Origin of the sequence: Nocardia sp. NPDC058658 (genome assembly GCF_042716665.1) — a bacterium.
Classification (GTDB): Bacteria; Actinomycetota; Actinomycetes; order Mycobacteriales; family Mycobacteriaceae; genus Nocardia.
In genome coordinates this window covers 1-13,073 of sequence record NZ_JBHXRR010000025.1, presented here as the reverse complement: position 1 = coordinate 13,073, position 13,073 = coordinate 1, and the positions used below count along the sequence as shown (strand labels likewise).

Genomic DNA, 13,073 nt, shown 5'->3' with positions numbered 1-13,073 from the left:
CGGCGTGTCGTCCAACTCATTCCCGGATCCCTCCAGCGTCCGTTTCGACGGACCGTGGACCCACCGGGACGTGCACGCCAACGGAATCCGCTTCCACGTCGTCGAAGCCGACGGTACGGACCGCTCCGAGGCGCCCCTGGTGTTGCTGCTGCACGGTTTCGCCGATTTCTGGTGGTCGTGGCGGCATCAGCTGACCGGGCTCGCCGACAAGGGGTACCGCACCGTCGCGGTCGACCTGCGCGGCTACGGCGATACCGACAAACCACCGCGTGGCTACGACGGCTGGACCCTCGCCGGCGACATCGCCGGACTGATCCGGGCGCTCGGGCACACCGAAGCCACGCTCGTGGGACACGCCGAAGGTGGCCTGGTCTGCTGGGCCACCGCGGTGCTGCATCCGCGACTGGTTCGTTCGATCGCGCTGGTGAGCTCGCCGCATCCGGCCGCGCTCAAGAGTGCCGTCCTGCGTGATCCGGCCCAGCGCGCGACCTGGCTGCCCGAGTTCCTGCGGTATCAGCTGCCGCGCTATCCCGAGAACCTGCTCACGCGGCGTGGTGGGGCCGAGGTGGAGCGGCTGCTGCACGATCGGGTCGGTGAATCCTGGTCCGGGAGTGCGGAATTCGTCGAGACGGCGTCGCGGATGCGGCATGCCATCCGGATTCCTGGGGCCGCGCACAGTGCGCTCGAATACCAGCGCTGGGCGTTTCGCAGTCAGTGGCGGCCCGACGGTAAGCGGTTCATGGCGACGATGCGGACGCCGATCGATATCCCGGTGCTGATGCTGCGTGGGGAGCAGGATCCGTATCTGCTCGATGCCACGTTCCGGCGCGGGGAGGCGTTGTCGCCGAACCGGACGTTGGTGTCGATTCCGCGGGCGGGGCATTACGCGCATCAGGAGAATCCGAGCAAGGTGAACGAGGTGCTGACCACGCGGTGGCGTGAGCAGAACGGGGTGAACGGGTCGCCGCACGACGACCTCGTCTCACCTTGAGTCTTTGGAGCGCTGGCGCGCTCGAGCGGGTCCCTTCGGGGCCCCTTTGGTAGAGACTTCCTGGTGATTACCCGACCCAGGGTGTGATCAGCTCAGTACGCAGGCTCCCGTGTCCACGGCGGTGGTGCTGGGGGCGGCGGCGGCTAGTTCGGAGGCGACTTCGTTCAGGGTCAGGACGTAGCCGGTGTCGTCGTCGGTGACCGCCGCGCCGAAGACCACGCCGAGTAGTTGGCCCTCGGCGTCTACCAGGGGGCCGCCGGAGTTGCCTGCGCGGACCTGGCCTCGGACGGTGTAGACCTCGCGTTCGACGGTGCCGTCGCGGTGGATGGTCGGGCCGGTGAGGTCGAGGGTTTCGCGGACTCGGGCGGCGCTGGCGGTGTAGGGGCCGCCGCCGGGGTAGCCGAGGACGATCGCGCTTTCGCCGGAGCTCGCGGGCTCGGGGGCCTGGTTCAGTACGGGGGCGGTGAGGCCGGGGACGGCCAGGACGGCGATGTCCTTGGACGGGTCGAACAGGACCACGGTGGCGTCGAGGGCGCCGCGGGCGGTGTCGACCGACACGGTGTTGGTGCCGGCTACGACGTGGGCGTTGGTCATCACGCGTTCCGGCGCGACGATGAAGCCCGAACCTTCCAGGGCCCGTTGGCAACTGGGTGCGGTGCCGCGGATGCGCAGGACGCTTTGCTGCAGCGAAGCCGCCACCGGGCTCGCCAGCACGGACGGATCCGGTGGTTCCACGGCGGCGATCGGGGCTCGGCCGAACGGGCCGATCACATTGGGCAGCCCGGAGGTGTCGAGCAGCTTGGAGAATTCGTTGGGGACCTTGCGCAACCAGTCGGGTGCGACCGAGTTGACGTCGGCGAGCACCCTCGAGCCGTTGATCGCGGCGGCGACCGCGGGTTGGGAGGCGGTGGCCAGCGGCAGCGCGAGCAGCCAGGCCGCGACCAGCACGGTGACCGCCTGCAATGCCGCGCCGACCACGCTGTCCACACTGCGGGCGACGGGCTGACGGATGCTGGTGCGCGCGGCCCGGCCGAGCACCATGCCCGCGACCTCGCCCACGATCACCAGCAGCACGATCAACAGAATGCCGCCGAGCAACCGGCTACGACCCTCACTGAGGTGTTTGAGGATGTGCGGTGCGATCAGAATGCCGGCGACCGCGCCGAGCGCGACACCGAAGAACGCCAACGCCGACGCCACCGCGCCCTGCCGCCACCCGGTGGAAGCCGCGACCAGCGCGATCAACACCACCGCGATATCGAGCCATACCGACGCGGTCACAGGGTCATTCCGACCGCAGCCAGCGAGCTCTCCAGGTCACGCACGTCGCCCCGATCCCAGTCTTGTTCCCACCCAGCGGATTTGATGATGCCGGCGAGGATACCGCCGGTGAGTCCCCACACCAACATGCCATCGACTCCGAACGCGGGGCTCTGGTAGCCGAGACTGCCACGGACCATGAATCTGTGTGCCGGATCGAGCAATTCGGCGAGCGGCACACGCACGACACGCTCGGTTTCGCCCTGATCCACCACGCGAACCTCGCTGGGTGCTCGCCAGTAGCCGAGCACCGGGGTCACGTCGAATTTCGACGGTGGGACGAACAGTTTCGGCAGCACGGCGAACGGCGCGACACCGGCCGGGTCGAGTCCGGTTTCCTCGACGGCTTCGCGCAGCGCGGTGCCGACCGGGCCGTCGTCGCCGGGGTCGGCGGCGCCGCCGGGGAAGGCGATCTGGCCGCCGTGCTGGCGCATGGTCGAGGCGCGCTGGGTGAGCAGCACGTCGGCGTCGGCGGGTAGGCCGCCCGGCGCGGTCTCGTCGGGCTCAGCGGATCCGCCGAACAGCACGAGCACCGCGGCCTGGCGTGGTTTGCCCGTGACGGACATGGCCCGGCGCAACATGCGGGACTTGGCGAGGGTGTCGTCGGCGTCGGGGCCGCCGGTTCTGATCGCGGTGCGCAACCACGAGGGAACGGCGGCATCGTCGAGCCTCGCTACATCGTTCACGCCATCGCCTTCGATCCGCACGCCACCATCACGTCCTCTGTCATACCGTGACCCCGAGCTTCGCGGCTACCGTATCCGCGATGTCGGCCACGTCGGCAAAGGTACGCACTTCCACACTCGCGATGGTGCCGTCGGCCCGCACGAGCACCGAAACGGGCAGTACCGCGGGCGCACCGACCGCACCGCGCACCGCGGCCTTCGGGTCCTCGACGCCCGGCAAAGTGATGCCGAGCCCACCGAGCCGTGACAACGCCTTCGCTTCGTCGGGATCGCTGTGCACCGTCATCACCGTGAGCGCCGAACCCGCCCGCTGCGCGAATTCCTGCAGGTGCGGAAGTTCGACGGCACAGGGCCCACACCAGTAGGCCCAGAGGTTGAGCAGCGCGGGCTTGCCCGCCAGCGCCGCAGCCAGGTTGACCGGTTTGCCGTCGGCCAGACAGGTCAGCGCGAGTCCGGCGAGCGGTCCTGATCCGGGTGCCGGTGTGCGCGACCCGGTCGCTATCGGGCCGGAGTCGGTCGCCCCAGGACCCGATCCTGGCGCTGCCGATCCCGGGCACGGCGCCAACCCCGCGGTCGCGCGCTCCTGGGCCGACACGCCCGACTGTTGTTGCGAAGTCTGCGACACCGGGCCCGTGGTCTCGGAACCCTCGCGCGGCCACAGCGCCACCGTCGCCGCGACGACCACGATCACCACGGCGAGCGCCCAGCGCAGCGCTGGCCGCCGCAGCAGCGAAGGCTCGCTCACAGGCCGACCATGTTCAGCAGGTGTTCGCGCTCGGGCCCCTTCACCAATGCCGCAGCCACCGCCGGATCGGTCGGGCCGAGACCGAACGAGGGGCAGTCGGGAGCGAGCACACACGCCCCGCAGGCCGGCTTGCGCGCATGGCACACGCGACGGCCCATGAAGATCACCCGGTGCGAGAGCATCGTCCAGTCCTTGCGCTCGAACAGCGCGCCGACCGCGTGCTCGACCTTGACCGGATCCTCCTCGTCGGTCCACTTCCAGCGGCGCACCAGACGGCCGAAGTGGGTGTCGACGGTGATGCCGGGCACATCGAAGGCGTTGCCGAGGATGACGTTGGCGGTTTTGCGCCCGATTCCGGGCAATTTCACCAATTCGTCCAGGGTGTGAGGCAATTCACCGTCGAATTTCTCGACCAGCGACTGGCCGAGGCCGATGAGCGAGCTGGTCTTGTTCCGGTAGAAGCCGGTGGGCCTGATGTATTCCTCCAGCTCCACCCGATTGGCCTGCGCGTAGTCGTAGGCGCTGCGGTACTTCGCGAACAGCGCCGGTGTGGTGAGGTTCACCCGCACGTCGGTGCACTGGGCGGACAGGATCGTCGCGACCGCCAGCTCCAGCGGAGTGGTGAAATCCAGCTCGCAGTGGGCGTCGGGAAACGCCTCGGCGAGGGTGCGGTTCATCCGGCGGGCGCGACGGACGAGCCCGATCCGCGTTTCCGCAGCTATCGCACGGTTCTTGCGCTTTCGAGCAGCGGAGATCCCGGTGGGTTCGGCGGGCGTGACCGCTGCCGAATCGGCGTCGCCCGCGGCGGCGGAGGCAGGGGAAACAGGCACTCGTTCACCATACGGAACCACTACGACAACATTGCCGGGCCAGATTGCCCGCTGTGTTCCATCTGAGACCTGGACCGTGTTTACTGCCAGTCATGCAAGGACTCGCTGTGGTGCTCTTCCCAGTGCTGTTGATGCTGTTCGCGCTGGGGATGGAGCGGGTCGAGAATCGGCTCCGAAAGCTTCTCGAACCCGACGAAGAGGTTCAGCAGTACCTGGACAACGCCAGCAACGCCGAAGTGAAAGAGCTGACGAAGCTCGGCCTGCCCGCCGCCGTGGCGCGCGTGCGCAAGCGCCGCTCCCGTGACTCCGATCTGGACGTGGCCAGGGCAAGCTGACCGATGGGCCCGCCCCGATCGGGCACTGACGATTGGATTCCCAGGGCAAGCTGACCGATGGGCCCGCCCCGATCGGGCACTGACGATTGGATTCCCAGGGCAAGCTGACCGATCGATTCACACTGTGCGCACATCGCGCAATCCACTCTTTACGTGGTGTCTGTCACTGCGGTGCCGGAATGCCGCGTAGACTGCGCGGTTGGTCGATTCGCTCGACCAGGTTCGCAAGCCATATCCCATAAGGAGCACATTCGTGGACGAGGCCCTCGCCAGAGCAGGCATCTTCCAAGGCGTCGAGCCCACCGCGGTGGCCGCGCTCGCCAAGCAGTTGCAGCCGGTAGATTTTCCGCGCGGCCACGTCATCTTCAACGAGGGCGAACCCGGCGATCGGCTGTACATCATCACGACGGGCAAGGTGAAGATCGGCCGACGGTCCCCGGACGGCAGGGAGAACCTGCTGACCATCATGGGTCCGTCCGACATGTTCGGTGAACTGTCGATCTTCGACCCGGGCCCGCGTACCTCGACCGCCACCACGGTCACCGAGGTCCGCGCCGTGACGATGGATCGCGACGCTCTCAAGTCGTGGATCGATCAGCGCCCCGAGATCGCTGAGCAGCTGCTGCGCGTGCTGGCACGACGCCTTCGCCGCACCAACAACAACCTCGCCGACCTGATCTTCACCGACGTGCCGGGTCGCGTCGCCAAGGCGCTGCTGCAGCTCGCACAGCGTTTCGGCACCCAGGAAGCGGGCGCGCTGCGCGTGACCCACGACCTGACCCAGGAAGAGATCGCCCAGCTGGTCGGCGCTTCCCGGGAAACCGTCAACAAGGCGCTCGCCGACTTCGCACATCGCGGATGGCTGCGCCTCGAGGGCAAGAGCGTGCTGATCTCGGATTCCGAGCGTCTGGCACGTCGCGCACGGTAGCCGCCTCCCCGCGTTTCTTGGCCAGACTTAGGTACGGGGAAGGTGGTGCGGGCGGCCAGACTCGGTGGGTGGCGGGGTCAGCCCGTGCCCGGTGAGTTACCCATGTGCTTGCGAGATCTGTCGGGCCGCTGGGACGCCGGGGTTTTCGAACGCTTTCCGATCGCAGGCACCTACAGGTGCCTGCGATCGAAAGGCGTTCAACGCTGTTCTGCCCGCAGGTACTCCAGTTGAGCCTGCACCGAGCTGCGCGCCGCGGGCCACAGCCGTTTGTCCACATCGGCGTACACCTTGCGGACGACCGCGAAAGCGCCCGCATCCGAACCCAATTCGGCCAGCGCCGCCCGCACCTGATCAAGCCGCTCGCGCCGATGGTCGAGGTAGTACTGCACGACCGGTGCCGCATCGGGATGATCGGGCCCGTGCGCGGGCAGCAGAACCTTGCCCGCGCCCAGCTCCCGCAGCTTTTCCAGCGACGCGAGGAAGCTCGCCAGCGCGCCGGTGGAGGACTCGAGCACGGTGGTGCCGTGGCCGAGCACCGTGTCACCGGTGAGGACCGCGTCGTCGAGCAGCAGGCTCACCGAATCGCTGGTGTGACCTGGGGTTTCCAGCACGGTGATCCGCAGGCCCGCGGCCTCGATCACCTCACCGTCGACCAACGGCTCGACCTCACCGCGCAGGTACTTCGGACCCATCGCACGCACCGGCGTCCCGGTGGCTTTCACCAGGTGATCGATGCCGCCGGTGTGATCGGGATGGTGATGGGTGATCAGGGTCAACGCGATCCGGCCGCCGGTGGCTTCGACGAGGTCGGCCGTGTGTTTCTTGTCCTTCGGTCCCGGATCCACGACCACATACGAGTCGCTGTCCGGGCCGCGCAACAGCCAGGTGTTGGTGCCGTCGAGCGTCATCTGACCGGGGTTGTCGGCCAAAAGCACCGATGCCGTCGGGGTGACACGTCTGACCTGGCTGTACGCAGGGTGTTCCAGTGCCATGACGGCTGCCTATCCGACCTCGACGATCAGTTCCACCTCGACGGGCGTGTTCTTGGGCAGCTCGGAGACGCCGACGGCCGAACGCGCGTGCACGCCCGCCTCGCCGAACACCTCACCGAGGAACTCCGACGCACCGTTGATCACGATCGGCTGATCGCTGAACCCCGGCGCCGAGGCGACGAATCCGACGACCTTCACGATCCGCACCACCTGATCGAGCCCGACCAGATCGTGCACGGCCGCGAGCGCGTTCAACGCGCACAGCCGAGCGGCCTCCTTGGCCTGCTCCACATCCACCTCGGCCCCGACCTTGCCGACCGCCGACAGTTCACCGTCGACGAAGGGCAGCTGGCCGGAGGTGTACACCAGCGAACCGGTGCGCACAGCGGGGATGTAGGCCGCGACGGGAGCGGCGACCGGCGGCAGCGTGACACCGAGCCGGTCGAGCGCGTCCTTCCACGCGGTGGCCACGGCTACTTCTGCCGCTTCAGGTAGGCGACGTGCTGTTCGCCGGTCGGTCCCGGCAGCACCGAGACCAGCTCCCAGCCGTCGGACCCCCACTGATCGAGGATCTGCTTCGTCGCGTGCGTCAACAGCGGCACGGTCGCGTACTCCCAACGGGTGACTTCACTCATGGTGTGAGTTTAGGGCTCACCCCGAACGTCAGGGAGAAACGGGTTATAGGCTCGGCGACGTGGGAGCACCAAGAACAGAGCCGGTTTCGTCGGTTCCCGAACCGTCGACCGGATGGCCACAGCGCGCGGCCAAGGCCCGGTTGCACTACGTCACCGGCAAGGGGGGTACCGGCAAGTCGACCGTTTCGGCCGCACTCGCACTCGCGCTCGCCGCGGGGGGACGCAAAGTGCTGCTGGTCGAGGTGGAGAGTCGCCAGTCGATCGCGCAGTTGTTCGACCGGCCACCGTTGCCGCCCACCGAGACCCATATCGCCAGCGCCGACGGCGGCGGCGAAGTGACGGCGCTTGCCCTCGACATCGAGTACGCGTTCCTCGAATACCTCGACATGTTCTACAACCTGGGCTTCGCGGGCCGGGCGATGCGCCGGATGGGCGCCATCGAGTTCGTCACCACCATCGCCCCTGGTCTGCGCGATGTGATCCTCACCGGCAAGATCAAAGAGTGCGTGGTGCGGACCGGCAAGGACGGCAAGCCCGCCTATGACGACATCGTCGTCGACGCGCCGCCGACCGGCCGGATCGCCAGTTTCCTCGACGTCACCACGGCCATGGCCGAGATCGCCAAGGGCGGCCCGATCGCCTCGCAGGCCGTCGGTGTGTCCAAGCTGCTGCACTCGGATCAGACGATGGTCCACCTGGTCACGCTGCTCGAGGCGCTGCCGGTGCAGGAGACCGCCGACGCGATCGCCGAGCTCACCGCCGACGATCTGCGGATCGGCACGGTGATCGTCAACCGGGCGGCCACCGCCGAACTGTCCCCCGCCGAACGCGACGCCGCCGTGGCGGGCGAACTCGACACCACCGCGATCACCGCGGGCCTGGCCAAGGCCGGAATCACCCTGTCCGAAGCGGACTTCGACGGTCTGATCGCCGAAACGGTCGACCACGCGACGGTGCTGACCGCGCAGAACGCCAGTGCCGCCGAACTGGCGCAGATCGATGTCCCCCAGCTGTCCCTGCCCGCCCTCGGCGACGGCATCGACCTGGGTGGCCTCTACGAACTGGCCGAACAGCTATCCGCGCAGGGAGTCCGATGAGCGAGCACGTTTCCACCCCGCCCTTATTGGACGTCTCCGAGATCATCGCCGATCCGAACGCCAAGGTGATCGTGTGCTGCGGCTCCGGCGGGGTCGGCAAGACCACCACCGCGGCCTCGATCGCGCTGCGAGCGGCGGAGTCGGGGCGGAAAGTGGTGGTGCTGACCATCGACCCGGCGCGTCGGCTGGCGCAGTCGCTCGGCGTCGCCGAACTGGACAACAGCCCGCAGCGCGTCGATCTCGGTCCCGAGGTGCCCGGTGAGCTGCACGCGATGATGCTGAACATGCGCCGCACCTTCGACGACATGGTGCTCGAGCACACCAGCGCCGACAAGGCCGAGCAGATCTTCGCCAATCCGATCTATCAGACGGTGGCGTCGTCGTTCGGTGGCACGCAGGAATACATGGCGATGGAAAAGCTCGGTCAGCTGGCCGCGCGCAAGGAGTGGGACCTGATCGTGGTCGACACTCCCCCCTCGCGCAACGCGCTGGACTTCCTCGATGCGCCCAAGCGGCTCGGTACCTTCCTCAACGGCAAGATGATCCGGTTGATCATGGCGCCGGGGCGCGGGGTCGGCCGGTTCGTCACCGGGGCGATGAGCCTGGCGATGCGCGGGGTGTCGACCATCGTCGGTGGGCAGATGCTCAAGGACGCCTCGACGTTCCTGCAGTCGCTGGAATCGCTGTTCGGTGGGTTCCAGGACCGGGCCGAGCGCACCTTCGCGATGCTGTCCAAGCCGGGCACCCACTTCCTCGTGGTCGCGGCGCCCGAACCGGACGCGCTGCGCGAGGCGTCGTTCTTCGTCGACCGGCTCTCGACCGAGCAGATGCCACTGGCGGGGCTGGTGCTGAACCGGACGCACCCCGCGCTGTCGGAGCTGTCCGGTGATCACGCCATGACCGCCGCGGACCAGCTGGCCGATTCCGACCCGCTGACCGCCTCGGTGCTGCGCATCCACGCCGATCGGGTGTCGATGGCGGCGCGGGAGCGGCGACTGCTGCATCGTTTCACCGGTGCGCATCCGAGCGTGCGGATCGTCTCGGTGACGGCGCTGCCGTTCGAGGTCTCCGACCTCGCGGCACTGCGCGCGGTCGGCGATCAGCTGACAGGTACCCCCGCTTCAGCCTGATCGAATCAGACAAATCAGCTATAGCTCACAATTCCCCGACACCCACCAACGGCGCCGATTCCGCAAACCACGCGGTCTCGGCGCCGTTTGTGATAACGGTCCGGTATCGACCTGCTAGATCGCTACCTGGTGCTGGCGCTGGGCGTTGAAGAATTCAGACCAGGACGTCACGTCAGGATGTTGTTTCAGCAGCGCACGTCGCTGCCGCTCGGTCATCCCGCCCCACACACCGAACTCGACCCGGTTGTCGAGTGCGTCGGCTCCACACTGCATCAGCACCGGGCAGTGACGGCAGATGGTTGCCGCCTTGCGCTGTGCCGCACCGCGAACGAACAGCTGATCAGGGTCCACTTCCTTGCATCGCGCCTGGGCAACCCAAGCGATCCTTGCCTCGGCCTGCTCTACATCCAGTCGGGCGATGGGGGTTGTGATGTGCATTTGATGTGCCCCTTTGCAGTCCGAACACCGTTGTGCGGCGCTCCAGAATCGCGAGCGCGGATCACAGCAACCCAACTACCGCTGCGGTCCGCACCACATTCCACTTTGAGTGTTAGCTCTATCACACTGGGTACTCAATCTAGGTAAAGGTATGGCGATTGCGCAAGACCGCCCCCCGATTTTTTGGTACGACCGTCCCTTCAAATCGGGGAAGAACCCCGCAGTAGCCCTGATCACCGGCGTGGCCGGTCGCGACACGCCGATGTGATCATTTTGTTGACACGCCCGAGCAACCCCCCTGGCATCCGCCGGACATCGCGCCTTACCGAGCGGTCGCGCAGCACACCCATGAACCTGTCGACCCCACCCTCTACTCTGGGTTCGTGCCGATCACTCAAACGCTCGCGAGGCTGGCCGGCAGCTGCGCGCTGGCCGCCGTGCTTGTCGCTGGGCTGTTGTTCCCCTTGGCCGGTGGGTTCGGGTTCATCTCCAACCGCGCCGCCGATGCCGTCGACAACGTCTCAGCCGAACTGGTGGAGGGCACGGTTCCGGCCGTCTCCACCATGGTCGACGCGAACGGGTCGCCCTTGGCATGGCTCTACGAGCAACGCCGCTTCGAGGTCCCGAGCGACAAGATCTCCAACAACATGAAGCTGGCGATCGTGTCCATCGAGGACAAACGCTTCGCCGACCACAAGGGCGTGGACTGGCAGGGCACGCTGCGCGCGTTCCTCACCAACACCTCCTCCGGTGCGGTGCAGCAGGGCGCCTCGACCCTGGACCAGCAGTACGTGAAGAACTTCAACCTGCTCGTGGTCGCCAAGACCGACGCCGAGCGGCGCGCCGCGATCGAGACCACACCGGCGCGCAAGCTGCGCGAGATCCGGATGGCGCTCACGCTGGACCGCGAGCTGAGCAAGGACGAGATCCTCACCCGCTACCTGAACCTGGTGCCCTTCGGCAACGGCTCCTACGGCATCCAGGACGCCGCCCAGACCTACTTCGGCATCGATGCCTCCCAGCTCAACATCACGCAGTCGGCGATGCTCGCCGGCATGGTGCAGTCCAGCTCCAAGCTGAACCCGTACACCAACGTGCAGGGCGTGACCGACCGCCGCAACACCGTGCTCGACACGCTGATCCAGAACATCCCGCACCGCGCCGAGGAGTTCCGCAAGGCCAAGACCGAACCGCTCGGCGTGCTGCCAGAGCCCAAGGGCCTGCCGCGCGGGTGCATCTCCGCCAACGACAAGGGCTTCTTCTGCGACTACGCGCTGCAGTACCTGGCCGAGGCGGGGATCAGCCGCGAGCAGATCGACAAGGGCGGCTACCTGATCAGGACCACCCTCGATCCGGTGCTGCAGGAATCGGTGAAGCGCTCGGTGAACGAGCAGGCCGACCCGAACCTCGACAACATCGCCGAGGTCATGTCGGTGGTCGCGCCCGGCCAGGATTCGCACCCCGTCCTCGCGATGGCGTCGAGCCGCACCTACGGCCTCAACCGCGACGCCAACGAGACGCTGCTCGGCCAGCCGTACTCGATGGCCGGTGACGGCGCCGGCTCGATCTTCAAGCTGTTCACCACCGCCGCCGCGATGGAGAAGGGCCTCGGCATCGCCGCCCAGGTGGACGTTCCCGGCACCTACGCCGCCCGCGGCATGGGTTACTCGAACTCGCCCGGCTGCCCGGCCGACTCGTGGTGCGTCAAGAACGCGGGCGCCTATCCGGGGTCGATGTCGGTGACCGACGCACTGGCCACCTCGCCCAACACCACCTTCGTGAAGATGATCCAGGACGTCGGCGTCGAAGCCGCAGTGGACATGGCCGTGCGCCTCGGCATGCGGGCCTACACCGACCCGGGCACTTCCGGACGCGGCAACACGAGCCTGGCCGACCACATCAAAGACAACAACATGGGTTCGTTCACCCTCGGCCCGTTCGCGATCAACCCCCTCGAACTGACGAATGTGGCCGCCACGCTCGGTTCGGGCGGCAAGTGGTGCCCGCCCTCGCCGATCAAGGAGGTCGTCGACCGCAGCGGCAAGACCGTCCCGCTCACCCAGCAGGCCTGCGAGCAGGTGGTCGACCCCGGTCTGGCCAACACCCTCGCCAACGCGATGAGCAAGGACGACACCAGCGGTACCGCGGCGGGCGCGGCGCGTGCCGCGGGCTGGTCGGCGCCGATGTCGGGCAAGACGGGTACCACCGAGAGCCACCGTTCCTCGGCGTTCCTCGGCTTCACCAACTCGCTGGCCTCCTCGGTCTACGTCTACGGCGACAGCCCGACCCCCGGCGAGATCTGCTCGTTCCCGCTGCGCAACTGCGGTGCCAGCGACGCCAACGGCCTGTTCGGTGGTAACGAACCGGCCCGCACCTGGTTCAACGCCATCAAGCCGTTGATGGACAGGTACCCGCCGCCCGCGCTGCCGCCGGTGGACGACAAGTACGTCCGCGGCGCGAACAATTCGCAGGTCCCCGATGTGGCGGGCAAGTCGCAGGGCGAGGCCACCGCGATCCTGTCCGGCGCCGGTTTCCAGGTCTCCGCGGTGACGGGGGCCGGGTCGCAGGCCAAGGGCACGGTGATGGGCAGTTCGCCGAACGGCTCGGCCATTCCCGGCTCGGTGGTCACGATCTACATCAGTGACGGCACCGTCCGGGTGCCCGCGCCGACGACTCCGCCGCCCGCCGCGCCCGCGCCGGTGGTGCCGGGGCTGCCCCAGATTCCGCGCCTGCCACCGATCCCCATCCCGGTACCGCGCTAGTCACGCGAAAGGCCGCCGTCCAACTTTGGCGGTTTCAAGGGGTCGTCGCAACACCACTGGTGTTAGACGGTAAGTAGATCACGCAGACGCTCGGCTGGGGTATCCCAGCCGAGCGTCTTGCGTGGACGACCATTGAGCTCCTGGGCGACGTGCTCGAGATCGGCAGGACCGAACACGCTCAGAT

Annotated in this window: 14 protein-coding genes and 1 pseudogene; 6 read left to right on the top strand and 9 right to left on the bottom strand. The window is 67.6% G+C overall.

Going from position 1 to position 13,073, the window contains the following annotated elements; genetic code table 11:
• Positions 1–4 precede the first annotated feature (4 nt).
• Positions 5–991 carry an alpha/beta fold hydrolase gene (locus tag ACFWUP_RS26370; RefSeq protein WP_379238661.1) on the top strand — a complete coding sequence of 329 codons (987 nt, stop codon included), beginning with the start codon at positions 5–7 and terminating at the stop codon, positions 989–991.
• An 87-nt stretch (positions 992–1,078) separates the two neighbouring features.
• Here the strand turns inward: ACFWUP_RS26370 and ACFWUP_RS26365 are convergent, their stop codons facing one another.
• Genes ACFWUP_RS26365 through nth form a run of 4 tightly spaced genes read right to left on the bottom strand, consistent with a single transcriptional unit; the run spans position 1,079 to position 4,419 of the window.
• On the bottom strand, positions 1,079–2,272 hold the full coding sequence (locus ACFWUP_RS26365; protein WP_379238660.1) for a MarP family serine protease: 1,194 nt from the start codon (positions 2,270–2,272) through the stop codon (positions 1,079–1,081).
• On the bottom strand, positions 2,269–2,997 hold the full coding sequence (locus ACFWUP_RS26360; RefSeq protein ID WP_379238659.1) for an NUDIX hydrolase: 729 nt from the start codon (positions 2,995–2,997) through the stop codon (positions 2,269–2,271). Before ACFWUP_RS26360 ends, ACFWUP_RS26365 begins: the two co-directional genes overlap by 4 nt.
• Positions 2,998–3,037: 40 nt before the next feature.
• Entirely contained in the window at positions 3,038–3,742 is a 705-nt protein-coding gene (locus ACFWUP_RS26355) for a TlpA family protein disulfide reductase (protein WP_379238658.1), read from the bottom strand.
• Positions 3,739–4,419 (bottom strand): endonuclease III, encoded by a 681-nt coding sequence (gene nth / locus ACFWUP_RS26350; protein WP_379238728.1) that lies wholly within the window; start codon positions 4,417–4,419, stop codon positions 3,739–3,741. The genes ACFWUP_RS26355 and nth overlap by 4 nt, the downstream gene beginning before the upstream one ends.
• Positions 4,420–4,664: 245 nt before the next feature.
• On the opposite strand from nth, the gene ACFWUP_RS26345 reads away from it, so the two are divergent.
• Both ACFWUP_RS26345 and ACFWUP_RS26340 read left to right on the top strand, forming a co-directional pair.
• Positions 4,665–4,907 (top strand): hypothetical protein, encoded by a 243-nt coding sequence (locus ACFWUP_RS26345; RefSeq protein WP_379238657.1) that lies wholly within the window; start codon positions 4,665–4,667, stop codon positions 4,905–4,907.
• Between the two features lie 253 nt (positions 4,908–5,160).
• Positions 5,161–5,835: a Crp/Fnr family transcriptional regulator gene (locus ACFWUP_RS26340; protein ID WP_040703546.1), complete on the top strand. Its 675-nt coding sequence runs from the start codon at positions 5,161–5,163 to the stop codon at positions 5,833–5,835.
• Between the two features lie 197 nt (positions 5,836–6,032).
• Here ACFWUP_RS26340 and ACFWUP_RS26335 read toward each other — a convergent pair whose 3' ends face one another.
• The 3 genes from ACFWUP_RS26335 to ACFWUP_RS26325 are packed head-to-tail and all read right to left on the bottom strand — an operon-like array spanning position 6,033 to position 7,462.
• A complete protein-coding gene (locus tag ACFWUP_RS26335; protein WP_379238656.1) occupies positions 6,033–6,827 on the bottom strand; it encodes an MBL fold metallo-hydrolase in 795 nt (264 codons plus the stop codon).
• A 9-nt stretch (positions 6,828–6,836) separates the two neighbouring features.
• Complete coding sequence (locus ACFWUP_RS26330; RefSeq protein ID WP_211300352.1) at positions 6,837–7,298, bottom strand: RidA family protein; 462 nt, start codon at positions 7,296–7,298, stop codon at positions 6,837–6,839.
• Between the two features lie 2 nt (positions 7,299–7,300).
• Positions 7,301–7,462: a DUF4177 domain-containing protein gene (locus tag ACFWUP_RS26325; protein WP_266297640.1), complete on the bottom strand. Its 162-nt coding sequence runs from the start codon at positions 7,460–7,462 to the stop codon at positions 7,301–7,303.
• Between the two features lie 59 nt (positions 7,463–7,521).
• On the opposite strand from ACFWUP_RS26325, the gene ACFWUP_RS26320 reads away from it, so the two are divergent.
• The gene (locus ACFWUP_RS26320) at positions 7,522–8,559 is read left to right on the top strand and encodes an ArsA-related P-loop ATPase (RefSeq protein WP_379238655.1); all 1,038 of its coding nucleotides are present in this window, start codon (positions 7,522–7,524) and stop codon (positions 8,557–8,559) included.
• A complete protein-coding gene (locus tag ACFWUP_RS26315) occupies positions 8,556–9,689 on the top strand; it encodes an ArsA family ATPase (protein WP_379238654.1) in 1,134 nt (377 codons plus the stop codon). The genes ACFWUP_RS26320 and ACFWUP_RS26315 overlap by 4 nt, the downstream gene beginning before the upstream one ends.
• Before the next feature lie 114 nt (positions 9,690–9,803).
• Here ACFWUP_RS26315 and ACFWUP_RS26310 read toward each other — a convergent pair whose 3' ends face one another.
• A complete protein-coding gene (locus ACFWUP_RS26310; RefSeq protein WP_379238653.1) occupies positions 9,804–10,127 on the bottom strand; it encodes a WhiB family transcriptional regulator in 324 nt (107 codons plus the stop codon).
• A gap of 383 nt (positions 10,128–10,510) precedes the next feature.
• Between ACFWUP_RS26310 and ACFWUP_RS26305 the strand changes: the two genes are divergently transcribed.
• Complete coding sequence (locus tag ACFWUP_RS26305; protein WP_379238652.1) at positions 10,511–12,889, top strand: penicillin-binding protein; 2,379 nt, start codon at positions 10,511–10,513, stop codon at positions 12,887–12,889.
• A 62-nt stretch (positions 12,890–12,951) separates the two neighbouring features.
• Here the strand turns inward: ACFWUP_RS26305 and ACFWUP_RS26300 are convergent.
• A pseudogene (locus ACFWUP_RS26300) lies at positions 12,952–13,073 on the bottom strand (IS30 family transposase); the annotation flags it as partial.